At 75.4% G+C, this 23,312-nt stretch carries 18 protein-coding genes and 1 pseudogene; 6 read left to right on the top strand and 13 right to left on the bottom strand.

All coding sequences use genetic code 11. The annotated features are described in order from the left end of the window. Nucleotides 1-1,773, top strand: a 1,773-nt coding sequence (locus tag HCN52_RS09575) for an SbcC/MukB-like Walker B domain-containing protein (RefSeq protein ID WP_280923898.1), incomplete at its 5' end; no start/stop codon positions are given. On the opposite strand, the gene HCN52_RS09580 is transcribed toward HCN52_RS09575, so the two are convergent. Continuing rightward, nucleotides 1,735-2,259 carry an Lrp/AsnC family transcriptional regulator gene (locus HCN52_RS09580; RefSeq protein WP_168087969.1) on the bottom strand — a complete coding sequence of 175 codons (525 nt, stop codon included), beginning with the start codon at nucleotides 2,257-2,259 and terminating at the stop codon, nucleotides 1,735-1,737. The two genes, HCN52_RS09575 and HCN52_RS09580, sit on opposite strands and share 39 nt — an antisense overlap. A 59-nt stretch (nucleotides 2,260-2,318) precedes the next feature. Between HCN52_RS09580 and HCN52_RS09585 the strand changes: the two genes are divergently transcribed. After that, entirely contained in the window at nucleotides 2,319-3,536 is a 1,218-nt protein-coding gene (locus tag HCN52_RS09585; protein WP_168087970.1) for a trans-sulfuration enzyme family protein, read from the top strand. A 51-nt stretch (nucleotides 3,537-3,587) separates the two neighbouring features. Here the strand turns inward: HCN52_RS09585 and HCN52_RS09590 are convergent, their stop codons facing one another. Together HCN52_RS09590 and HCN52_RS09595 are read right to left on the bottom strand one after the other, a co-directional pair. Beyond that, a complete protein-coding gene (locus HCN52_RS09590; RefSeq protein WP_168087971.1) occupies nucleotides 3,588-4,226 on the bottom strand; it encodes a GNAT family N-acetyltransferase in 639 nt (212 codons plus the stop codon). Nucleotides 4,227-4,646: 420 nt separating this feature from the next. Then, the gene (locus tag HCN52_RS09595) at nucleotides 4,647-5,402 is read right to left on the bottom strand and encodes an SDR family oxidoreductase (protein ID WP_168087972.1); all 756 of its coding nucleotides are present in this window, start codon (nucleotides 5,400-5,402) and stop codon (nucleotides 4,647-4,649) included. A gap of 196 nt (nucleotides 5,403-5,598) precedes the next feature. On the opposite strand from HCN52_RS09595, the gene HCN52_RS09600 reads away from it, so the two are divergent. Beyond that, nucleotides 5,599-6,339, top strand: coding sequence for a GntR family transcriptional regulator (locus tag HCN52_RS09600; protein ID WP_168087973.1), 741 nt, complete (start codon nucleotides 5,599-5,601; stop codon nucleotides 6,337-6,339). A gap of 211 nt (nucleotides 6,340-6,550) precedes the next feature. Here the strand turns inward: HCN52_RS09600 and HCN52_RS09605 are convergent, their stop codons facing one another. The 3 genes from HCN52_RS09605 to HCN52_RS09615 form a co-directional block, all read right to left on the bottom strand. Next, nucleotides 6,551-7,696 (bottom strand): ROK family transcriptional regulator, encoded by a 1,146-nt coding sequence (locus tag HCN52_RS09605; RefSeq protein WP_168087974.1) that lies wholly within the window; start codon nucleotides 7,694-7,696, stop codon nucleotides 6,551-6,553. A gap of 113 nt (nucleotides 7,697-7,809) precedes the next feature. Then, the gene (gene purB, locus HCN52_RS09610; protein WP_168087975.1) at nucleotides 7,810-9,240 is read right to left on the bottom strand and encodes an adenylosuccinate lyase; all 1,431 of its coding nucleotides are present in this window, start codon (nucleotides 9,238-9,240) and stop codon (nucleotides 7,810-7,812) included. A 66-nt stretch (nucleotides 9,241-9,306) separates the two neighbouring features. Further along, nucleotides 9,307-9,687 carry an STAS domain-containing protein gene (locus HCN52_RS09615; RefSeq protein WP_168087976.1) on the bottom strand — a complete coding sequence of 127 codons (381 nt, stop codon included), beginning with the start codon at nucleotides 9,685-9,687 and terminating at the stop codon, nucleotides 9,307-9,309. Between the two features lie 1,043 nt (nucleotides 9,688-10,730). On the opposite strand from HCN52_RS09615, the gene HCN52_RS09620 reads away from it, so the two are divergent. Continuing rightward, nucleotides 10,731-11,687 carry an alpha/beta fold hydrolase gene (locus tag HCN52_RS09620; RefSeq protein WP_168087977.1) on the top strand — a complete coding sequence of 319 codons (957 nt, stop codon included), beginning with the start codon at nucleotides 10,731-10,733 and terminating at the stop codon, nucleotides 11,685-11,687. A 104-nt stretch (nucleotides 11,688-11,791) separates the two neighbouring features. On the opposite strand, the gene HCN52_RS09625 is transcribed toward HCN52_RS09620, so the two are convergent. From HCN52_RS09625 to HCN52_RS09655, 7 genes and pseudogenes are all read right to left on the bottom strand, one after another. After that, complete coding sequence (locus HCN52_RS09625; RefSeq protein ID WP_168087978.1) at nucleotides 11,792-13,705, bottom strand: FAD/NAD(P)-binding protein; 1,914 nt, start codon at nucleotides 13,703-13,705, stop codon at nucleotides 11,792-11,794. Next, nucleotides 13,702-14,760: a dipeptidase gene (locus HCN52_RS09630; RefSeq protein ID WP_168087979.1), complete on the bottom strand. Its 1,059-nt coding sequence runs from the start codon at nucleotides 14,758-14,760 to the stop codon at nucleotides 13,702-13,704. Before HCN52_RS09630 ends, HCN52_RS09625 begins: the two co-directional genes overlap by 4 nt. Before the next feature lie 61 nt (nucleotides 14,761-14,821). Next, nucleotides 14,822-15,622, bottom strand: a complete 801-nt coding sequence (locus tag HCN52_RS09635; RefSeq protein ID WP_168087984.1) for an ABC transporter permease — start codon at nucleotides 15,620-15,622, stop codon at nucleotides 14,822-14,824. Further along, nucleotides 15,619-16,446 carry an ABC transporter permease gene (locus HCN52_RS09640; RefSeq protein WP_312876624.1) on the bottom strand — a complete coding sequence of 276 codons (828 nt, stop codon included), beginning with the start codon at nucleotides 16,444-16,446 and terminating at the stop codon, nucleotides 15,619-15,621. Before HCN52_RS09640 ends, HCN52_RS09635 begins: the two co-directional genes overlap by 4 nt. Before the next feature lie 70 nt (nucleotides 16,447-16,516). Next, nucleotides 16,517-17,203: pseudogene (locus HCN52_RS09645) on the bottom strand (ABC transporter ATP-binding protein); the annotation flags it as partial. 64 nt (nucleotides 17,204-17,267) lie between these two features. Beyond that, complete coding sequence (locus HCN52_RS09650) at nucleotides 17,268-18,353, bottom strand: ABC transporter substrate-binding protein (RefSeq protein ID WP_168087980.1); 1,086 nt, start codon at nucleotides 18,351-18,353, stop codon at nucleotides 17,268-17,270. 95 nt (nucleotides 18,354-18,448) lie between these two features. Beyond that, nucleotides 18,449-19,558, bottom strand: coding sequence for a peroxidase-related enzyme (locus HCN52_RS09655; RefSeq protein ID WP_168087981.1), 1,110 nt, complete (start codon nucleotides 19,556-19,558; stop codon nucleotides 18,449-18,451). Nucleotides 19,559-20,057: 499 nt separating this feature from the next. On the opposite strand from HCN52_RS09655, the gene HCN52_RS09660 reads away from it, so the two are divergent. Together HCN52_RS09660 and HCN52_RS26155 are read left to right on the top strand one after the other, a co-directional pair. Further along, on the top strand, nucleotides 20,058-20,912 hold the full coding sequence (locus HCN52_RS09660; RefSeq protein WP_168087982.1) for a GntR family transcriptional regulator: 855 nt from the start codon (nucleotides 20,058-20,060) through the stop codon (nucleotides 20,910-20,912). Nucleotides 20,913-20,998: 86 nt separating this feature from the next. Continuing rightward, nucleotides 20,999-23,312 (top strand): zinc-dependent metalloprotease (locus HCN52_RS26155; RefSeq protein WP_168087983.1); only part of this gene is annotated, 2,314 nt, incomplete at its 3' end.

The following is a 23,312-nucleotide window of genomic DNA, read 5'->3' on the forward strand; positions in this document are numbered from 1 at the left end:
CAGCACCTCGACGCCGCCGCCCGGGAGCAGGCGGCCGCCGCCGCCTCGCGGGAGGAGCTCCGCGAACGCCTCGCCGAGGAGCGCCGCCACGCCGCCGAGGCCGATGTCCTCACCGAGCGGCTCCGGCCGCTGCGGGACCGGCTCGGCGCCGCGCGCGCCGCGGAGCGGACCGCCGCCGAACTGCACGCGCTGCGCGCGACCGCCGACACGGCACGGGAGGCCGCGGCCACCGCCCACGAGGCATGGCTGGCCGTCCGGGAACGCCGCCTCGACTCCCTCGCCGCCGAACTCGCAGCCGGGTTGGTACCCGGGGAGCCGTGCGCCGTCTGCGGCGGCACCGAGCACCCCGCACCCGCCGCCGCCGAACCGTCCGCCCCCGACCTCGCCGCCGAGGAGGCGGCGCTGTCGCGGCACGAGACCGCCGCCGACCACCGGCGCACCGCCGAGCACGCCCTCGCCGCCGCCGTCGCCCGCCACGACCAGCTCCGGGAAGCCGCCGGCGACACCGCGCCCGCCCTCGCCGAGGCCGAGTCCCGGCTGGCCGCCGACACCGAGGCTGCGCGGGAGTCGGGGCGGTCCGCGGAGCGCACCGCGGCCCTGCTGGAACGCGCGGCGGACCGCCACGGCGAGCTGGAGCGGTGGATCGCCGAACTGCGCGAGCGCGCCCGCGCCCGCACCGAACGCCGGACCGCCCTCGCCCTCGACCTCGCGGAGGCCGAGGAGGAGACCAGCCGGGCCCGCGGCGACGCCGCAGGGATCGCCGAGCACGCCCGCGCCCTCGAGCAGCACGCGGAGCTGCTCGACACGGCCGCCGCGGCGGTGACGGCCGCCGCCGACGCGGCAGCCCGCCACAAGGAGGCGGACGCCCGGGCCGCCGACGCCGCGTTCCGCGCCGGCTTCACCGGCCCGGGAGCCGCGGCCCGTGCCGTGCTGCCCGACGACGCACTGCGCTCCCTCGCCGAGGAGATCGAGACCCACGCCGCGGAGGAGAGCGTGGTGGCGGCAGTCCTCGGCGACCTCGCCACCGCACGGGCAGCGGAGCTGCCGCCCGCGCGACCGGAGGCGGCCGCGCGCGTCCTGGACGCCGCGCTGCGACAGCTGCGCGCGACCGGTGCCGCCGAGGCGGCCGCCGCCGGCCGGGTCCGGGAACTGGAGGACCTCTCGCGGCAGCTCACCGCCGCGCTGCGACGGCAGCTGCCGCTGCGGGCCCATGCCGGCCGGGTCTCCCGGCTGGCCCAGCTCACCGCCGGGACGGCAGCCGAGAACCGTCACCGGATGCGGCTGGAGACCTACGTGCTCGCCGCCCGTCTGGAGCAGGTCGCCGAGGCCGCGGGCGCGCGGCTCCACCGGATGTCCGGGGGCCGCTACACCCTGACCCACACCGACGCCCGGGCGGGCCGCGCCCGCTCCGGCCTCGGTCTGCGCGTCACGGACGCCTGGACGGGGCGCGACCGCGACACCGCGACGCTCTCCGGCGGCGAGTCGTTCCTGGTCTCGCTCGCCCTCGCGCTCGGGCTCGCCGACGCCGTCGCCGAGGAGTCCGGCGGGCGCCGCCTCGACACCCTCTTCATCGACGAGGGGTTCGGCACGCTCGACGAGGAGACCCTCGACGAGGTGCTCGACCTGCTCGACGGGCTGCGGGAACAGGACCGCACCGTCGGTATCGTCAGCCACGTCCCGGAGCTGCGGGCCCGCGTGCCGGCCCGGCTGGAGGTGCGCAAGGGCAGCGAGGGGTCAACGCTGCGCCACCACACCGCCCCCCTCGACCGCTGACCCGGACTCCGCCGGCGACGGGGGCAGCACCGGACCGCACTCCCACCGTCCGAAGATGAGCCGGGTCTCGACCCGCGCCACCTCACGGCGGGCGGTGAACTCCTCCAGGACCAGCCGTTGGAGCGCCGCCGGTCCGGCGACCGCGACATGCACCAGGTAGTCGTCCGGCCCCGTCAGGTGGAAGAGCGCCCGCGCCTGCGGCAGCGCCCGGACCCGTTCGACGAACGGACCGATCAACTCGGCGCGGTGCGGTCGCACCTGCACCGAGAGCAGCGCCTCCAGTGGTCGGCCGAGCATGGCGGGGTCCACCCGCAGCACCTGCCCCAGGACCACACCGCTCCGGCGCAGCCGCGCCACCCGGTCCAGGCAGGTGGAGGGCGCCACCCCCACCGCGGCGGCCAACTCCCGGTACGTCGTCCGGGCGTCGTTCTGCAGCAGGCGGAGGATCTCCAGATCCACCGGATCGAGAACCACCGAATCGGCCATCGGCCGAACGTAGCACGGTGCAGTCCCCGCGGACCCCGGCCGATGTTCAGACTCCGGTCATGGACACCACCAGCCCAGCATCACCGCCCCCGTCGGACGCCCGCCGCTCGCTGACCACCGAGGCGGTGCACGCCGGTCGGGAGGACCTCACGGCTCTGGGCGTGCACGCCGCACCCCTGGACCTGTCCACCACCTACCCCAGCCCGGACAGCCGCGGGGAGGCGGCCCGGCTGGACGCCTTCGCCGCCACCGGCGCCCAGCTGTCCGGACCGCCCGTCTACGCCCGGCTCGACAACCCGACCACCGCACGGTTCGAACGGGCGCTCGCGCGGCTGGAGGGCACCGAGTCCGCGGTCGCGTTCGCCAGCGGCATGGCGGCGCTCTCCGCGGTCCTCCTCGCACGCGGCGCGGCGGGGCTGCGGCACGTCGTCGCCGTACGGCCGCTGTACGGCTGCAGCGACCACCTGCTGGAGAGCGGCCTGCTGGGCACGGAGGTCAGCTGGGCCGAGCCGGAGGAGGTCGCCGCGGCGCTGCGACCCGACACCGGTCTGGTGCTGGCCGAGACACCGGCCAACCCGACGCTGGTCGAGACCGACCTCGACGCGCTGGCCGAGCGCTGCGGTGACGTGCCGCTGCTGGTGGACAACACCTTCGCCACCCCGGTGCTCCAGCGCCCCCGTGAGCACGGGGCGGCTCTGGTGCTGCACAGCGCCACCAAGTACCTGGGCGGGCACGGGGACGTGCTCGGCGGTGCGGTCGCCTGCGACGAGGAGCAGGCGCGGGCGCTGCGGCAGATCCGGTTCGCCACCGGAGGCGTGCTCCATCCGCTCGCCGGCTATCTCCTGCTCCGGGGGCTGTCGACGCTGCCCGTCCGGATGCGGGCGCAGTCGGCGGGCGCTGCCGAGATCGCCCGGCGGCTCGCGGCCGACCCCCGGGTCGCCCGGGTGCACTACCCGCGGCTGGGCGGTGCGATGGTCGCGTTCGAGGTCGAGGGGGACCCGCACGCGGTGATCGGCGCGGTGCGGTTGATCACCCCCGCGGTGAGCCTGGGGAGCGTCGACACCCTGATCCAGCACCCCGGGTCCATCAGCCATCGCATCGTCGCCGCCGAGGACCGGCGAGCCGCCGGGATCAGCGACCGGCTGCTGCGGATGTCGGTCGGGCTGGAGGACGTGGAGGATCTCTGGCGTGATCTCGACGCGGCCCTGGCCGCCTCCGCCGGGTCGGCGAGCGGTCCCGAACGCCCCGCTGTACCCGCGACCGTTCCGGCACACTGAGCGGTGCCCCTTGCGGGGCGCCCCGGGTGCGTGCGCCCCGGGCGGCGGCCGTCAGCGGCGGGGCGGCGAGGTGACCGGGACGGCGTTCCGGGCGCTGCGGGCGGTGACGACCAGCGCGCTGTCGCTGTGGTCGTACTCCAGCGGGAGCCCGGTGCCGCGCATCGTCCGCACCATCGCGGTGTCCGCGGGCCGGGTGACGGCGTAGACGGTCCGCCGGCCGTTGAGCGCGGCCAGCACCAGCAGCTCGCTCAGCAGCGCCGAGCCGATGCCGCGCCGCTGCCGGGCGTCCTCCACCAGGAGGGCGACCTCCGCCTCGTCGCCGTCCCACAGCAGGTGGCCCAGCCCCACCAGTCGGCCGTCGGCGCACCAGGCGGCGAGCGACCGGCCGTGGTGCGGGGCCAGCAGGTGCGGGAGGTAGCGGTCGGCGTCCTCGGGCGGGCCGTGGTAGCGCCGCGCCAGCGACTGAGCCGAGCAGCGCTCGTGCATGGCCGTCGCCGCCGCGAGGTCGGCCGGGCCCGCCGGGCGCAGCGTGACTCCCTGCGGGACCGGTGCAGTCGTCGCGGGGACTCCCGCTGCGTCGGAGCGAGGGCCCGGCGACGGACGGCAGAGCCGGCCGGCGCCGGATCCGCTCCGGTCGGTGGCACGCCACGGACGGCGGCTCGGCCCTCGGAACGCGGAGGTCTCACTCATGCCCCCACTGTCACCCCCCGGTATTGCGCGGCCACCAACGTTCTGTGACCGGTAGGTTAAGGATCTTTCCGGCAGATCGCCCCAAGGCGGTCGGTGTCCGGTCGGCGCACTGCCGCCCGGCCCGTCCCGCCCTCGCGACGTCACGCGGCATGACGACTCGACCACCGCGAGCTGACGAGTCGTCAGGATCGCATCCTAGTACCGGCTGGTCCCCGGCGTGGGAACGTTTCCAGCCTCCGGATGCCGAGGGCCGGCCCGCGCGCGGCGTGCGGACGCCCCGGGGTGGCGCGCCCGTGGTCCGAGCGACCCGGGCGCGCGCTGACGGTCCGTCGCACGCCCCACGCGATCGGGGTCACCGGTCCCGCCCCGGTCTGCTGCCCGCGCCGGGGGAGGGTATCCCCGTCGCGGCTGTCCGACCGGTCACAGTCCCCCGGAGACCCGCAGCACCGCCCCCGTGGTGTACCCGGCGTCCTCCGACAGCAGCCAGGCCACCGCGCCGGCGACCTCCTCCGGCCGGCCGGGGCGCCCCATCGGCACCCGGTCCGCACGGCGCCACGGCCGTTCCGGATCGCCCATGGCGGCGTGCATGTCGGTCACGATCATCCCGGGCTGTACGGAGTTGACCCGCACGCCCTCCAGGGCGAGCTCCTTGGAGAGTCCGGTGGTGATGGCGTCGACCGCCGCTTTGGAACCCGCGTAGTGGACGTACTCGCCCGGGCTGCCGAGGGTCGCGGCGGCCGAGGAGATGTTGACCACCGCGCCGCCCCTCCCGCCGTGACGGGTCGACATCTCCCGCACGGCGCGGCGGGAGCACAGCAGGGTCCCCATGACGTTGACCTCCCACACGCGGCGCATCGTCTCCGGCGGGGTGTCGGTGAGCCGGCCGAGTCGACCGGTCACGCCGGCGTTGTTCACCAGGCCGGTCACCGGGCCGAGTTCCCGGGTCGCGGCGTCGAACAGCGCGTCGACCTCCTCCGCCGAGCTCACGTCCGCCCGCAGCGCCACCGCGGTGCCGCCGGCCTCGTCGATGCGCCCGACGGTCGCGGCGGCGGCGGCCTCGTCCCGGGTCCACGCCACGGCCACCCGGTGGCCCTCCTCGGCCAGTCGTGCCGAGACGGCCGCCCCGATCCCGCGACTCCCGCCGGTGACCACCGTGACCCGTGCCTGCTCCGTCATGGATGTGCTCCCGTCCCCCGGCGGTCTCCGGTGCGCCGCCCGTCCCCGGGATCGTACTCGTGGCGGGCCGCCGTCCCGGAGGGTGGATTGGTCTTGACCAAGTCCCGGCGGCACCTCTATCGTCCGTCATATAAGAAAGAACCTTTCATAATCCGGCGCGGGGGCGGACCCGGTCGGGTTCGGGGCGGAGGCAACGGTGGGGACCACCCACGTCGAACAGGGCTTCGAGCCCAAGCACCGGCAGCTGAAAACGGTCCTCTCCGAGGCGTTGGAGACCGAGTTCGCGGTCGGGCAGGTGCTTCCCAACGAGCGCGAACTCGCCGCGCGCTTCGGCGTGGCACGCGCCACCCTGCGGCAGGCGCTGGAGCAACTGGAGCTGGACGGACGGCTCCAGCGGCGCCGCGGCGTCGGCACGACGGTCGCCCCGCCGCGCACGGTGGTCGACGTGAGTGCCTCGCCCGACTCCTGGCCCGGCGGCCCCGGCGACGACTGGGACGTCACCGGCCGCACGCGGGGCCTTCCCCCGCTGACCGTGGCGCGCCTGCTCGGCACCGCCGCCGACGAACCCGTCGAGACCGTGCACCGGTACCGCGGCGGCGACGGCAGGCCGGTGGCCGTGGAGGTGCTGTACATCCCCTCGTCGCGGCTGGGCGGGTCCGCGGTGGCGGGGCCCGCCGACGGGTCGTCGGCCGACGACGCCGAGGAGGGCCGCCGGGTGCTGCGCCGGCTCCACCGCTTCGCACTCGACGGCCTGGACCGCTCGGTCGAGCTCGGGTCGGCCACGGACGAGGACGCCGGCAGGCTGGGACGACTGCCCGGAGCGCCGGTGCTCGTCGTCACCTCGCAGTACGTGGTGGCCGGCACGGTCGCCGCGGTCGGGGTGGCCACCTACCGCGCGGACACCTGCCGACTCACCATCGGTGACCGGAACGGCTGACCGGGGCCCCGCCGCACCCCGCGGACGAAGCAGCCCGACCTCGGGGCGTGCTCGGAGCCCGACGCCGGGCCCGAGACGGCGGCCAGGCCCTCTGCCGCGGTGTCGGGAACGCCCGCACACCGCCCGGTGTGCGGGCGCCCCGCCGCCGTCCAGTCGGCCGCATCCGGCGCCGCGACCCGACCCGGCCCGACGCGGGGCCGCACGCGCGCTCTCAGTCGGGTGCCCCCACCCGGAACAGGTCGTCCTCCACCCGGTCCAGCGCCAACCGGAGGGCACCCGTCGCCACGGCGTCCTCGCCGAGCGCGGACAGCTCCACCCGTGGCGTCCACAGGCAGTACTGCGGCAGTTCGCGACGCAGGGTGGCGAGCACTTCCTCCAGGCCGGCGGCCCACCCGCCGATCACCACCAGCTCCGGGTCGAGCGCCAGGACCAGTGCCGTGACGTCGTGGAGCACCCGTCGCGAGAAGCGGTCCACCGCGCCCGAGGCGCCGCGCTCGCCCGCCCGTGCCTGGGCGAACACCCGGCTCACCGCCGCCTCGTCGAGCGGCAACAACGGCTCGCCGTCGGTGGCGAGCAGATGCTCCGGTGTCAGCTCCCGCCCCAGCAGGTGGAGGGCGCCGATCTCACCCGCCGCACCCCGGTGGCCGCGATGCAGTCGCCCGCCGATCAGGGAACCCGCGCCCGGACTGAGCCCGGCCAGGACCATCACCACATCGCCGCACCCCGCCGCGGCCCCCGCCCAGTGCTCGCCGAGCACGGCGGCGTTGGCGTCGTTCTCCAGGAGCACGGTGCACCCCAGCGCCTCCCGCAACCGGTCGCCCAGCGGCAGCCCCGTCCAACCGGGGAGCGCGGTGCAGAGCGCGACCGTCCCCTCCCCGCCGACCACCCCCGGCGTGCCGACGCCCGCAGCCCGCAGCGACCGGCGGTCGACCGCCGCCGACGCCAGCACCTCCGTGACCACCGCGTCGACCGCGCCCAGCCGCGTCTCGGCCGTGGCCCGCTCGGCCACCGGAGCCCCCGCCGAGCCGAGGCGCCGTCCCGCGAGGTCCGCCAGCACCACCTGGACCCGGTGCGCGCCGATGCCGATGCCCAGCGTGTGGCCGGACTCCGACCGGAACCGGAACCGCCGCGCCGGGCGCCCCACCCGGCGCGCCTCCGGGTCGGCCGCCGCCTCCACCACCAGCCCCGAGGCGGCCAGTCCCTCCAGGACCCCCTCGATCGTCGGCCGGGACAGGCCCGTGGCCGAGACCAGGTCACTGAGGGTGGGCGCGTCGCCCGCGTCGCGCAGGGCGCGGAGCACCACCGAAGAGTTGATCTTGCGCAGGAGCGACGGGTCACCGCCCGTGAGCTTCCCCAACGTCCGCCTCCCTGGCGTGGCCACCGATCGCGCGATGGTAGCCGCTGGCCCCGGCGCCCGCGAGGCGGGTCACCGGGGCCGGCGGGTCACCGGGGTCTGCCCCGGCCGGAGCGTCAGAGAATGGAGCCGGGGGAGTACGCCGCCTCCGCGGGGAACCGCTCCACGACCTTCTCGACCGCCGCGACCACCGCGGCGACCTGCGACTCGGCGGCTCCGGTGAACGCCAAGCGGTCCGACATCAACGCCTCCAGGGCGGCGCGGTCCAGCGGGAGCCGGTCGTCGGCCGCGAGCCGGTCGACGAGCTCGTTGCGCTCCGCGCCCTCGCGCAGCGCCAGGGCGGAGGCCACGGCGTGCTCCTTGATCACTTCGTGGGCCTCCTCCCGGCCGACCCCGGCGCGCACCGCGCCCATCAGGACCTTGGTGGTCGCCAGGAAGGGGAGGTAGCGGTCGAGCTCGCGCTCCACCACCGCGGGGAAGACGCCGAACTCGTCCAGCACGGTCAGGAAGGTCTCCAGCAGCCCGTCCCAGGCGAAGAACGCGTCGGGCAGCGCCACACGCCGGACCACCGAACAGGAGACGTCCCCCTCGTTCCACTGGTCGCCGGCCAGCTCGCCGACCATCGAGGCGTGACCGCGCAGGATGACGGCGAAGCCGTTCACCCGCTCGCAGGAGCGGGTGTTCATCTTGTGGGGCATGGCGGAGGAACCGACCTGCCCGGCGCGGAACCCCTCGGTCACCAGCTCCTGGCCGGCCATCAGCCGGATCGTCCGGGCCAGCGAGGACGGCGCGGCCGCCAACTGCACGAGCGCCGTGACGACCTCGTAGTCCAGCGACCGGGGGTAGACCTGGCCGACGGAGGTCATCGCGTGGGCGAACCCGAGGTGGCCCGCCACCCGCTGCTCCAACTGCTCCAGCTTCTCCGCGTCGCCGCCGAGCAGGTCGAGCATGTCCTGCGAGGTCCCGACCGGGCCCTTCACCCCGCGCAGGGGGTACCGGGCCAGCAGCTCCTCCAGCCGCCCGAGCCCCACCAGCAGCTCGTCGGCGGCGGTCGCGAACCGCTTGCCGAGCGTCGTCGCCTGCGCCGGGACGTTGTGCGACCTGCCGGCCATCACCAGCCCGGAGTGCTGCGCCGCCAGGCGGCCGAGCCGCGCCAGCAGCGCCACGGTGCGCCCGCGCACGTGCTCCAGCGACAGCCGGATCTGCAGCTGCTCGACGTTCTCGGTGAGATCCCGGGAGGTCATGCCCTTGTGGACCTGCTCGTGACCGGCGAGGGCGTTGAACTCCTCGATCCGCGCCTTGACGTCGTGCCGGGTGACGCGCTCCCGCTCCGCGATCGAGGCGAGGTCGACCCGGTCCACCACGCGTTCGTAGTCGCCCGGGGCCTGTTCGGGCACCGGGATGCCGAGGTCGCGCTGGGCCCGCAGCACCGCCAGCCACAGGCGGCGCTCGAGCACCACCTTGTGCTCGGGCGACCACAGGCGCGCCAGTTCCTCGGAGGCGTAGCGGCCGGCCAGGACGTTCGGGATGCGGGGCTTCTCAGTCACGACAGGGGATTCTACGGCGCCGCAGGTGGGGCGGAGGGCCGAGCCCCGCGACGCCCGGTCCGACGCTCAGGCCGGGGCCGGGCCCCCGGCGCGCAGCCGGGCGAGGGCCTCGCGCCGGCCCGCCGCCAGCGGAAGGTGCTCCACCACACCGGTCACGGTGAAGACGCGCCAGACCGAGGAGGCGAAGGGCCCGGCGATCACCAGGGGCCGCGCCTCCTCCCGGTGGTCCTCGACCGTGGCCAGCAGCACAGCCAGCAGGGTGGAGTCGGCGAAGGTCAGACCCGACAGGTCCAGCAGGGTGCCTCGGGAAGGCGAGCGCAGCGCCGCCGTCAGTGCCTCGGCCAGTGGCTCGCTCGCGTCCATGTCGAACTCACCGCGCGGCGCCACGCCGGCGATCTCGTCCGGCGAGCCGGGAGCGGTCACGACGACGGCAGCTGAAAGGCCCACATGATCAGTCTGGCATGCCCGGGGCGAGGGGAGAAGGCGCGGGTACGGCGGCAGGCGCGGCGCCGGACGCCGGCGGTGGGGGCGCCGTGGGGAATCCGTGGCGGCATCGTGCGTCGGGCAGCCCGTCCCGTCCCTCCCGCCGTTCGGTCACCTCGCGGCCCCCGTGGTGGAACGGGGCTGGTCACCGCGGTGCGAGGACAGTCCGGTCCACGGCGTCCCCGGGGCGGTACGCGATGTCGGTCGAACTGGTTGTGCAGATGGCGTGCGCGGTGGATTCGCTCGGGTATGCGAGCCGAGGTTCCCCCGGTCGGCGGATCGCTCCGTCGGCCATGGCGCCGACCCCGGGCGGGAGAGCGACACGCTGCGGCCGTCCTGTGGCCGCCGCCGACGGCTCAACCGGAGCGGGCGATCCGGGAACCCAGGTCGTCGATGGCCGGCGTCGGGTGGCTTCTTCGACGACCCCCGGGGCTGCCGCGCGTCCTGCCGTCGCAAGAGCCATCAGGCGCGGTTGGCCGACGGACCGGCGGGCCGGTGGGTGTGGCGCCTGCTGTTTCGCCCCATCGGTTCCCGTGCCCCTGGCCCGGTGTTCCCGGCAGGGCTGCCGGTGCGTGGCGGCCCTGCCGGCGTCGACCGCCGCGACCTCGGCTCGCGGGTCGGAAGGCCGTCGTGTCCGCCGTGGTCCGGCGGGAGATGCCCTCCGCATCCCTCGCCCCGCCGCGGCCGGTAGCGGGGCTCGAACCCATGTCCGGCCGGCGGGTGACGGAGCGCATCGCGCCGTGACCGGGTCCACTGGATCGGCGGCACCCCCGGGGGCTTCGGTGTGATACGTCAAGTACCCGCCTGATCACGTTTTTTGGGAGCATCGAGGGGTTTTCGGGTAAGTTCGCCCCCGTGCGGCCCGGACGCCACCCCACGGGGGCGGCCTGCTTCCCGGCTGCCGCGCCCGCCCCGGGTTCGGCCCGCGCGGTGGACGTCACGACCGCCGACCGACCGGCCGCCGCACAGCGACACCGTTGCCCGCCACGGAGCCCAGGAGTCCCCACATGACCACCGACGCCCTCCTCACCCATGACACGGCGCCGGCCGCAGAGCGGCTGGGGCGTGGGTCGGCCCGTGTCGAGGAACGGAACCTCGCGTACCAGGGGTTCGGCTACACGTGCCGCATCGTGCACCCCGCCGTCGCGGTCACCGAACCGCTCCTGGTGCTGGGCGGCTCGGCCCAGGACCGCAACTCCTGGACGCGGCACGAGAAGTGGCTCGCCTCGATCGCCCAGGTCATCACGGTCGACCTTCCCGGCTACGGCACCGCCGACTTCCTCCCGAGCCGCCACGGCGTCGACTTCCTGGCAGGCGCGGCGCGCCACCTGCTGGACGAACTCGGCGTGCCGCGCGTCAACCTCGTGGGCGCCTGCTACGGCGGCGCCGTGGGGGTGCGGCTCGCCCAGCATCACCCCTCGCTCATCGCCCGGCTGTTGCTGGTGGGCATGACCACCCGGGTGACGGCCGAGTACACCGCCTCCATGAAGCGCTGGGCGGAGATGATCGAACGCGGCGAGACGTCCGCCGTCGCCCGCGAGCTGGCGGACGGCTTCGTCTCACCGCTGGGGGCCGGCCGCGTCCGCCGGCACGCCGCCATGGCGCGGCTGGTCCATCAGCAGATCGTCGGCCAGACGCCCGAGCAGCGCCGGCGGTCCACGGAGCACAACACCCGGATGCTCCGCCACGAGTGGTTCCGCCACGCGCCGGTGCCCGCGGTGCCGAGCCTGGTGGTGACGGGCGAATACGACACGCTGACCACCCCGGCGATGGGCCGGGAGGTGGCCCGGCAGCTCCCCTCGTCACGTTTCCTCACCATCCGGGAGACCGACCACCTCGCGCCGATGGAGCGCATCGCCGACTTCGCCGACCTGCTGGTGCGGTTCTGCACCGACGCGCCCCTGGAGGACCTGCCGTACTGCGGGGCGCCGGAGACGTACGGCACCTCCCACCCCCGGGGCTGACCCGTCGTCGGCCCGCCTCAGCGGCGCTCGGCAAGCGGTCGACGAGGGGCCGGCGAGCGTCGCCGGCTCGGGACCCGAACGGTGCCGAGCACCGCACCCGGCGGTCAGACCGGTGCCGGGGGCACCGCGCAGCGGCGCAGCATTCCGTGGGCGATCCGGTCCGCCTGCCGGAACAGCGCCGCGTCGCTTCCCGCCCGGGCGCCGATGGCGGTGTTCCACTCCAGTCCCTCCAGCGGAATGCCGAACGCGAACAGGTCGTCGGCGGGCCTGCCCGCGTGGTCGCGCACCCGGAAGTCGGTGAGGTCCACGTCGAGCGCGCCGGTCGGTGGCCCGTCGCCCGCCGCGCCCGCCCGGTGCGGCCGGGCGGTACCGGAGTGGACCAGCCCGGCCAGCAGCGGGTCCGCCGTGCGGGTGAGGTCCGCAGCGGGCAGCCAGGCGTCCACCAGACCCCGTGCCGTGACCGTGCGCTCGGGCAGGGAGGCGGTCCGCACCGCGAAGCGGCCCGTACCCGCCCCGTCGGCTACTGCTTCCACCACCGGATCGGAGCCGAGGAACTCGACCACGCCGGCCTCCGCCAGCGCCAGCAGCTCCGCCGCGCGCGACGCCGGCGGGCCGCTGGCGACGTGGGCGCCGAAGGAGCGGAACTCCCTCAGCTCGGCGACCGACGCCGCATCGAGGACTCCGGCTGCCGCCAGCCGCCGCACCGGGCCCTTCACCGCGGCGACCGCGGCCGCGGCCGCTTTCAGCGGTGACGTCCGGGGAGCGAGCGCCGCCGCCAGATCCGCCGCCAGCCACCGGCGGACCCAGGCGTTGAGCTCCTCACCGTCCCGGAAGATCCGGCCCGACAGCGGCCGGTCGATCCGGCGGACGTCGAAGCGGTGCGCGGGGTCGGGCACCGTCGCGGCGACCAGCTCCCGCTCGGCCCGTGAGCCGGACGGGGCCGCGGCGTAGTCGGCGAGGAACGCGGCGTCCGCCCCCGTCGAGGTGTCGCCGTGCTCGGCGAGGATGCGGTACCAGGCGACTCCGGCCTCCTTCAGGATCAGCGGGAGCACCGTTCCACCGAAGGAGACGCTGCCGGGCGCCGACGCCGTCAGCCGCGCCACCGCCGCGTCGTCCAGCACCACCGGCCGGTGCGGCGGCAGCGCCCCGGCGCCCGCCCGGGCGCGGGCGAGGTAGGGCACGCCGCGCCCCGAGGTGACGAGCAACCGCGGCTCCCGGCCCGAGGGGACGTACCGCAATCGGCTGCCGCCGGCTCCACCGACGGCGGGCAGCGGCGCGAACGATCCGCCGCGTCCCTCGGTGACCAGCGCGAGCTGGTCGAAGAAACCCATGCCGAGCCCGCGCACCACCACCTCCTCGCCCGGACGCAGCGCCGAGGTGTCACGTTCCTGCGCGTGGCCGGTGGGCAGGTGGACGAGCCCGTGGCGTGCCGCGTGCGCGGCGAGCACGGTGTCGCTGCGGGACGGCGCCCGGTCGGTGTGGCCGGTGGCCAGGACCACCGCGTCCGCGGTCAGCTCCGGGGTGTCCGCCAGGGTGACCCGGAGCCGGCCGTCCGGGGCGCGCAGCAGCCCGGTCGCCCGGGTCGGGTGGTGCACCACGCGGATCTCCGGTGGCGCGCCCGCCACGGTCCTGCGGTACGCCCACGAGAGGTAGCGACCCATCAACGCCCGCGCGGGGTAGTCGTCGGCGTCCAACGCGATCCCCTGCCGCTGCGCCCAGGCGCGCAGCGGGGGCCCGGGGGAGGGCGGCCCGGTCAGCCGGGCATCCGCGTCGGGGAAGGCCGTGGCGTGCCCGGCGAGGGTGTTCATCAGCAGCAGGGGCGACTGGCCGGGGTCCCAGACCCGCCCCGCGCCGGGTGGGTGCGGGTCGACGACGTGGATCTCGGCGCGCGCTCCCGCCGCGGCGGAGAGGTGCGCGAGGAGGCGCGCCACCACGGCGGCGCCGCGCGGGCCCGCCCCGACCACCGCCAGCACGGGGGCGTCGGGCGCGGCCGGGCGGTGCGGGAGCCGCGCGCTCACGCCGCCGGGTCCTGCTCGGGCTCGTCCCAGATGTCGGCGAGGACCCGCACGAGGTTGCCGCCCAGGATCTTGCGCAGGTCCTCGGCGGAGTAGCCGCGCCCCGCCAGCACCTCGGTGATGCGGGGGAGGTCGGCGGGGGTGCCCATGCCGACGGGGTGGATGCGTTCCAGGTCCAGATCGTCGTCGATGATCGGGATCTCGGGATACAGCCGACGCACCCGGGCCATGCCCTCCTTGCTGTACTTCCGCTCGTCGCCGACGTCGGTGCCGACGACGACGTGGTCGATGCCGGCCACCTCGACGAGGTGGTCGATGTTGTCGGCGAAGACCTCGGGGCCGACCGGCGAGCGCAGCCCGTCGGGGCTGAGGAAGCCCGCCTTGGCTGCCAGGCCGAAGACCCCGCCGCGCCGCGCCAGCTCGCGGACCACCTCGTCGCTCTTGTTGCGCGGACTGTCCACGAAGCGGGTCAGCCCGGCGTGGGTGACGAGCACCGGCTTCTCCGACAGTTCGATGGTCTCCAGGGTGGAGCGCTCACCGGTGTGGGAGAGGTCCAGCGCGACACCGAGCCGGTTGCACTCCCGGACCAGGGAGCGGCCGAACCGGCTCAGTCCGCCGTTGGCCGTCTCCCCCGAGCCGTCGGCCGCGGCGTTGCGGTTCTGGTACGTCAGGCCGAGGAACCGCAGCCCGAGCTGGTGGAGCGCGGAGAGGCGCCACAGTTCCTCCCCCACGGGCTTGCTGTCCTCGAAGCCGACGAACCAGGCGATCGAGCCGTCGGCCTCCGCGCGGCGGACGTCCGCGAGGCCGCGGCCCTGGAAGACCCGGCCGCCGGTCTCCGCGACCCGCTGCTGCCAGCCGACGATCGCGGCGACCGCGGCGTCGTAGTCCCCGGAGATGACGGTGGCGTGGTTGAAGGCGGTGACCCCCGAAGCGGCGAGCTTGGCGAGGTACGTCTCGTCGGCCCACTTCAGCGGGGTGCAGTCGAGGGCGTTGAACACCACGCTGTCGCGGTGCAGCGCGGCCGGGTCGGTGACGGTGGGGCGGGAAGCGGTGGGCACGGCACGGCCTTTCGGAAGGGGAGCGGAGGGGAGCGGTGGGGAGCCCGTCGCCGGGCGGCGGTCAGCCCGACCGCAGACTGCGGCGGAGCCCGAGGCTGCGTTCGACGAAGACGACGGCGACCACGGAGAGGACCACCAGGCAGACGGAGAGGGCGGCGACGGCGGGATCGCTCCGGTACTCCACGTACTGCAGCACGGCGACCGGCAGCGGTGTGACGTTCTGTCCGGAGACGAAGAGGGAGATGACGGTCTCGTCGAAGGAGAGCAGGAAGGCGATGACGCCGCCGGATACGACGCCCGGCAGGATCGTCGGCAGGATGATGCGGCGAGCCACCGTGAAGGTGTCGGCACCCAGCGTGCGCGCGGCCTCCTCCGCACGCGGGTCGGCGCCGGCCAGCGAGGCGCACACCGTCCGCACCACGTAGGGGATGGTGATGCCCAGGTGCGCGAGGATCAGCCCGGTGTAGGTGTCGGTCAGTGGGATCGGTGCGAAGAGCACCAGCAGCGCCAGGCCCAGCACGATGTTCGGCACCAGCAGCGGTGACAGGAAGGCCGACTCCATCGCCTCCCGGCCGCGGAACGGCACCCGCGACAGTGCGAGCGCCGCCGGGACGCCGGTCACCACCGCGAGCAGCGCCGTGACGGAGGCGGTGACCGCACTGACCTGGATGGCCGACCGGAAGTCGTCGTTGGCGAACACCTGCCGGTAGGCGTCGAGGGTGAACCCCTCGGGCGGGAAGCGCAGGAAGGTGGCGTCGTCGAAGGAGACCACGAACACCACGATGATCGGCGCGAGCAGGAACAGGTACAGGACGACGAGCAGCGCGACCCAGGCCGCGCGCCCGGCAGGACCGGTCCTCATGACGCGTCCCTCCTCTCTCCCAGGATCCGGCGTTCGACGAACCGCTGGAGCCGGGTGTAGACCACGATCACCAGCCCGAACAGCACCAGCAGCAGCATCGAGAGCACGGCGGCGACCGGCCAGTTCAGCGCCGTGATGGCCTCGTCGTAGATCTCGGTGGCGAGCACGAAGACCCGGCCGCCGCCGATCAGCCGTGGCGTGACGTAGCCGCTGAGGCTGAGCACGAAGACGAGCAGCCCGGCGGTGAGCACCCCGGGGAGGGTGAGCGGGAGCACCACGCGCCGCAGCACCGCGAGCCGACCGGCGCCGAGCGAGGCGGCCGCCCGTTCGAGTTCCGGGTCCAGTCGGCCGAAGCCGCTGATCATCACCAGGATGGCGAACGGCATGTAGATCTCGGTGGAGGCGATGACCACGCCGGTGAGGTTGTTGGCGAGCTGGATCGGGGTGTCGATGATCCCGAGCGAACCGAGCGTCTTGTTGACCACGCCCTGGTTGCCGAGGATCGCCATCCACCCGAAGGTGCGCGCGACCGAGGAGATCAGCAGCGGGGTCACCGCGAGGGCGACCAGCAGCCCCCGCCACCTGCTGGTGGTCCGGGCGAGGAACAGGGCGAGCGGGTAGGAGAGGATCAGGGTGAAGACGGTCACCAGCACGCCGAGTTCGACGGTCTGCCAGATCACCCGCCAGTAGTGCCCGTCGCCCAGGACGTCCACGAAGGTGCCGAGGGTCAGCGTCTGCCGGATCGCTCCGCCGGGCAGCGGCTCGTTGAAGGCCATCCGGGCCACCCAGACGAGCGGCATGGCGTAGGTCAGCAGCAGCGCCACCAGGCCCGGGAGCAGCAGTGCGGCGGCGGTCCGCGCCGGCGTCCAGCGGCCTCGCCCGGGGCACCGTGCTCTCCGCGGTGAACCGGGTCGCCGGCCGCTCGTAGATCTCCTGCGGGCTGCCGAGCTGCTCCAGTCGGCCCTCGTGCAGCACCGCCACCCGGTCGGCCATCGAGAGCGCCTCGTGCTGGTCGTGGGTGACGAAGACGGTGGTGATGCCGGTCTCCTGCTGGATGCGACGGATCTCCTCCCGCATCGTCGTCCGCAGCTGGGCGTCGAGGTTGGACAGCGGTTCGTCGAGCAGCAGGACCGTGGGCCGCACCACGAGGGCACGGGCCAGGGCGACGCGCTGCTGCTGCCCTCCGGACAGCTGGGAGACGCGGCGGCGCGCCAGGTGGTCCAGCCGGACCAGCTCCAGTGCCTCGGTGACCCGCTTCTCCCGTTCGGCTCGGGGCACCTTCCGCATCTCCAGGCCGAACGCGACGTTCCCGGCGACGTCCATGTGCGGGAAGAGGGCGTAGGACTGGAAGACCACGCCCATGTCCCGCCGGTGGGCCGGGGTGTCCGTGACGTCCCGGCCGCCGACCAGGACGCGCCCGGCGGAGGGCGCCACCAGTCCGGCGATCATCCGCAGGGTGGTGGACTTGCCGCAGCCCGAGGGGCCGAGCACGGCCAGCATCGCGCCGCGCGGCACCGCGAGGGTGACCCCGCGGACGGCGGCGCCGTGGCGCCCCGGGTAGGTCTTGACCAGGTCGCGCACGACGAGGTGGTCCGTGTCCCCGTCGGTGGCGGTGGTCCCTGCCGCGGGGAGGCCGGAGGAGGGCTCAGTCACCGATGACCTCCCGCTTGATGCGGTCGACCCACGCGGTGTAGCGGGTGGTGAGCCAGCTCCAGTCGGCGGCGATCTGCCGCTCCTGCTGCGTCTCGGAGGCGGTCGTGCGCTCGGCGACCTCGGGGTCGAGTTCCGCGTTCTCGTTCACCGGCGCGTAGTAGGCGTCGTCGCCGAACGCCTTCTGGGCCTCGGCGCTGATCGCGTAGTCGATGAACTTCTGTGCGGCCTCCGCGTTGGCCGAGTTGTTCACCAGGTTGATCGAGTTGACCTGCTGGACGGTGCCCTCCTCCGGCAGGACGGGGACGACCGTGCCGTCGGAGGAGTCCTGGTAGAACTGTCCGCGGGCGTTCCAGCCGACCGCCACGTCGACCTCGCCCGACTGCACCGAGGTGTAGACGTCCGGCGAGGGCTGCCAGGTCTGCACCCCGGGCGCCAGTTCCTTCAGCCGGTCGATCGCGGGGTCGATGTCCTGCTGGTAGTCCTCGCCGAGGATGTCCGAGAGGGCGATGAGCAGTGCCACCCCGCGGGTGTCGGCGATGGGCATCGCCAGCCGGCCCGCGAACTCCTCGTCCCACAGGTCGTTCCAGCTGGTGGGTGCGTCGGCCACCCGGTCGCTGTTGTAGAGGATCGACAGGCTGTCCAGGGTCAGGCCGGGGCCGTACCCCTCCTGGAGGCGTGCGGCGTCGACCAGTTCCTCCAGGTTCGGCACCAGGGCGGGGTCGAGCTGGGCGAACAGCCCTTCCTCGTTGGCGGTGGGCGCCACCGAACTGTCCATCAGGGCGACGTCCGCCACGGGGCGCTGCTTGCTGGCGCGCAGTTTGGCCAGCACCTCGGCGGAGTTCTGGATCGGGACGTACTCGATCCTGATGTCCGGGTTGGCGTCCTCGAACGGCTCGATCACGGTCGAGGTGAAGGAGTCCTGGAAGGTCCCGAAGAAGCCCATGAAGGTGACCGTGCGGCGGTCGGAGTCGTTCGCACCGCCACCGGGGGCGGTGGCCGATCCGGCGCACGAGGTGAGGAGGAGCGCGCCGGAGAGCAGTCCGGCGGTCAGGGCGAGGGCACGGGGACGCAGGGGCATGGCGGGGCTCCGGTTCGGGGCGGGGAGAGGGAGGTCGGCGGGGTCGCCGTGGTGCGGGAGGGGACGTCCGGTCGGCGGTCCGGGGCGCCGGCGCGTCAGGGCGCGCCGCCGCCGGGTGCTGCCGGGCCGGCCGTCCCGGTACAGCAGACTCCGGGGCACGGCGCCCCCGGTGGCGCCGGGGCGCCGAGGGTCAGCATCAGGCGGTTCGCCCAGCCGAAGAGCGCGGTGCAGTGCACCAGGTCGAGCAGTTCCTCGTCGGTGAGCCCCGCCTCGCGGACCGCCGCCGCGTCGGCGTCGTCGGCCGCCGGTGCGGGGCCGGCCAGGCGCTCGGCGAACCGTGCGAGGGCGGCGCGCCGCGGATCGTCGGCCAGCGCCGCGGAGCCCCGCGCCAGAATCCGCTCCGTCAGGGGCTCGTCCCGTGCCATGCGGGCGAACTTGCGAGCGTGCACCCCCGCGCAGTAGACGCAGCCGTTGACCCGGGAGGCGACCAGCGTCACCAGTTCGCGGTCGGCGCGCGCCAGACCGCCGCGCCCGTACATCACCCCGTTGTAGACATGCGTGCGGTGGTCCAGGGCGGCCGGGTCGTGGAGGAGGGTGCGGTAGTAGGGCGAGTCGACCGAGAGCGTGGCATGGCGGTCGAGCACGTCGCGCTGTGCGGTGGTGAGTGCGGCCGGGTCCACGGCGGGCACCCACGGGTGCCAGACCAGGGGAGCGGCGCCCAGTCCGCCGAACAGCGCGGGTGCGGGCGCGGGCGCGGGGACCGTCGGACGGGTGCCCGCGCCGAGGAGCAGATCGCGGCCGACCGCCACGCGCACCTCGTAGGCGACGAAGGCGACCACCTGCGCGAGGGAGACCACGGCGGCGGTGTCCAGCCCGGCTGCCGAGAGGGCGTCGAGCCGTTCGCGGCCGGCCGCGGCGGGGGCGAGGGTGGCGGCGGCGGTCCAGTCACGGACGGCCTCGTGCGCGGCGGGCCGTCCGCTGCCGGACGCGGGATCCGCCGCCGCGCCGGCCTCCGTCCGGGCGGTGAGGCTCCGGTAGTGGGCGGCGAGTTCGGGCCTGCCGGCCAGTTCGGCGGCGTGCGCCGCCGCTTCGGTGCGCAGTCGCCGGTCGAGGAGGCCCGGGTCGTGCGGGTGCAGCAGCGTGTCGCGGGCGGCGTCGGTGTGCGCGAGGACATCGGCTCGGTGGAGCCGGGCGGGCTCGCCCATCGGGGTGCTCCTCTCGCGGACGGTCGGGCGCGGAGCTCGCGTCCGCCGCCTCGGGCGACGGGGCGGTGGCTGCGACCGTGGCAGTCGGCCGGACCGGGGGTGGAGGTGGGGCGGGCAGGGACGCCGTCGTCCTCCCGCCTCGTGACGGCACCGGCGCGGCACTGCGACGGATCACCATCCGGACGCGCTTTCGAGACGCGATCCGGGAGAGAATCTAGCCCTCCCCCGGAGGTGTGCGCAAAGGTCGCGAGTGGTCGGAGCTCCACGCTCCGTGTCCGTTCCACTGGTCATCCATGCAGGTCGCAGGGGTGCAGCCTGATGCATCAAGTGGGTCGGCGCATGCGGCCCCCATGGCCTGGGCGGTGGTTGCCCGCGGCTACCTGATGCATCAGGCAGCCGGTCAGCGGTACCGTCGTCGAGATCGCCCGGCCCCCGGGGGTCGGAAAACAGCGCGAGAACTGTCTCATCATGCGAGAGGCGGTCCGGATTGTGAGACGACATGAGGTCGGTCCCTGCCTACCGGCGACTTGCCGACGATCTGCGGGCCCGGGTCGCCGCCGGCGAGTTCCCGCCCGGTGGCCCGCTGCCCTCCCGTGCCGAGCTGGCCGCGGGGTACGGGGTCGGCTCCAACGTGGCCGCCGCGGCGGTCCGCCTGCTGGTCTCCGAAGGGCTGGCGCAGGGCCGGGCAGGCCGGGGGGTGTTCGTCCGCGAGCCCCGCACCACCGCCACCATGGTCCGGGGCTGGTCACCGGAGCGCGTCGCGGGCCGCCTCGCCGTCGCTCCGGGAGGCACGCCCGAGCACGTTTCCGACGGCTGCACCGCCACCCGCGTGCTGGCGGGGGCGACCGGGCTGACCGCCGACCCCGACCCCCGCGAGGGCGGGACCGCCCGGAGCCTGCGGGGCGCCCCCGACTCGGCCACCGAGGCGGCCACGAGCGCCGTCGCCGGCCGCCTCGCGCTCACCACCGGCGATCCCGTGATCCGCAGCCGTTACCTGCTGCACAGCGACGAGCTGCCCGCCATGCTCTGCGTCAGCTGGGAGCCGCTCGGCATCACCGGCGGCACCCCGGTGAGCCTCCCCGGAGCCGGCCCGGTGGCCGGCGGCAGCGTCGTCGCCCGCATGGCGTACATCGGCATCCGGGTCACCCGGGTCACCGAGACGGTCAGCGCCCGACCCGGCACCGCCGCCGAGGTCGCGGCGCTCGACCTGGCCGAAGGCGCGGTCGTCGCCGCGATCGAGCGCACGTACTACTCCGGGGACCGCCCGCTGGAGACGGCCGACCTGGTCGTGCCCGGTGAGCGGTTCCGGCTCGCCTACGAGATCCCGGCACCACCCGCACGGGACACCCCCTGACCGCGGGTGCTACCGGCTCCGGGACGCAACTCGTCCTACGATCGGCCCACCCGCCGAGCGGCGGCACACTGAGGGAGGCACGCGCGGTGAGCGACATCCATTCGTCCGGCGACCGGCCCGACGTCCCGGCCGCGGCGCCGCCCGCGGCCGGCCCGCCGGTCCGCCTGCTGCGCCCCGACGCCCACCGCCCGGGTCGGTTGCTGATGCAGATCCGCCGCACCGGCGTCCCGCTCCTCGTCACCGCCGCCCTGGGGGAAGGGGTCGGCTCCAGCGAACTCGGCCTGGACCGCGGCCGTCTCGGCAAGGGCCGGCTCGCCGAGTTCCGGCGGGCGGGCGACCGCGTCGTCCTCGTGCTCACCCCGAAGCACCACCGGGCCACGGGCGAACCCGCTGCCGTGGCCGCCGGGGCGGAGTCGTTCGCCGACTCGGCCGTGTGGAGCGCCCCGGTCCTCCACCAGAGCCCCGACGGCCCCGTGGTCGACGCCACCGGACTCGCCCTCCTCGACCTGCACGGCGTGGCCGCGACCCTCGCCGCGCGGGGCCAGGGCGAGCACGAACTCGACCGCGACGCCTCGCACCTCATACCGGAGCAGGTCGTCGACGGCCCGCGGGGCCCGCGACTCACCGCACGCCTGACGTTCCGCACCGCGCGGCCGGGCGAGGCGGTGAGCCGGGTGGCGCCGCTTCCCGGCACCGTCAGCGTCGTCCAGCACCTCCACCTGGTGCCGCTGCCGGCGACGCCGCTCGACGCGCGCCGCCACCACCCGGCCTCCGGCGGCTACGGCCTCGCCCACCACGACCACGCGGCCCCCGCGGAGCAGGGCACCGGCACCGTCCTCCAGCCACGCTTCCGCACCCCCGCCGACGGTGCCGGTGAACCGGTCGTCTTCCTCGTCGACCCCGCCGTGCCCGAACCCTGGCGGACCGCCGTCGTCGAGGGGGGCTCCTGGTGGGCCGAGGCGTTCGAGCGGGCCGGGCTGCCCGGGGCCTTCCGCGTCGAGATCGCACCGGACGGGACCGACCTGCACGACCTCGCGCACAACGTCGTCCTCTGGGTGCACCGCGACGGCCGCGGCTGGTCCCACGGCCAGGCGCTCACCGACCCCCGCACGGGCGAGATCCTCGCCGGCCGGGTCCGCCTCGGTTCGCAGCGCGTGGAGCAGGTCACCGCGCTCGCCGAGGCGCTGCTCGCCCCGTACGGCCACCCCGAGGAGGCCGAGCGCCGGGCGGTGGTGCGCGAGACGGTGCTAGGGCGGATGCGCCGACTGGCCGCGCACGAGATCGGCCACGCGCTCGGCTTCATGCACAACTTCGCCGACCGCGCCCATCCGCTCCCCTCCGTCATGGACTACCCCCACCCCGAGGTGGCGCTCGGCGACGACGGCGCGCTCGATCTCTCCGAGCCCTACCACCAGGGACTGGGCCCCTGGGACCACTTCCTGGTGGCCCACGCCTACGGTCCCGTGGCCGGGGCGGCCCCGGCCGAGCTGCGAGGCGAGGTCGCCGGCCTGGGCAACCTCGCCGACGAGGACGCCCAGGGCCCGGGCGCCGCCCATGCGGACGGCGGTGTCTGGCTGCCCCACCAGCCGGACCCGTTCGCGGGGCTGGCGAGCATCCTGGCCGTGCGGCGGGCGGCACTGGCCGGCTTCACCCGCGGCGTCCTGCCGCCCCACCGGCAGGCCGGTGAACTGGAGTCCCGCGCGGCGGCACTGCACCTGCTGCACCGCCACGCGCTCACGGCCGTCGCACGACAGGTCGGCGGCGTGCGGTACCGCTACGCACTCGCCGGCGATCCCGCCACCGACGAGGCCGGCACCGAGCCCGTCGCCGCCGCCGACCAGTGGTCCGCGCTGCGGCGCTGCGCCGACCTGCTGGCGCCGGAGGTCCTCGTCCTGCCCGCGGCGGTCGAACGGCTCCTCGCCCCGCCGGTGATCCGGCACACCCGCAGCGCGGAGTACCTCGACACCCGGGCCGGGCGGATCTTCGACCCGCTGTCCGCCGTGGAGGCGGCCGCGGCGGTGGTGGCCGAGGCGCTCCTGGAACCGGCCCGGTTGACCCGGGCGGCCTGGCAGCACGCGACCGACCCCGACCGGCCCGGCCCCGGCGACATCGCGGACACCCTCCTCGACGCCTGCTGGCCTCCTGGCCTCCAGCCCGCGGAGGAACCGGGCACGACCGCGGCGCTGCCCCCGGGCCAGGTCGCACTGGCGCGGCGGACCGCCGGATGGGTGGTGGTGCGGTACCTCGCCGCGGCGACCGGCGGCGAGGCGCTGCCGGCGGCGGTACGCGACGAGGTGGAGGACCGGCTCCGCGCACTGGCCGAGCGGCTCGACCCGCCCGCTGCGGGCATGCGCGACCCGGCCGGCACCGCCGCCGCCTCGCGGGCCACCGGCCGCAGAG

The organism is Streptomyces bohaiensis, from assembly GCF_012033785.1.
Taxonomy (GTDB): Bacteria; Actinomycetota; Actinomycetes; order Streptomycetales; family Streptomycetaceae; genus Streptomyces; species Streptomyces bohaiensis.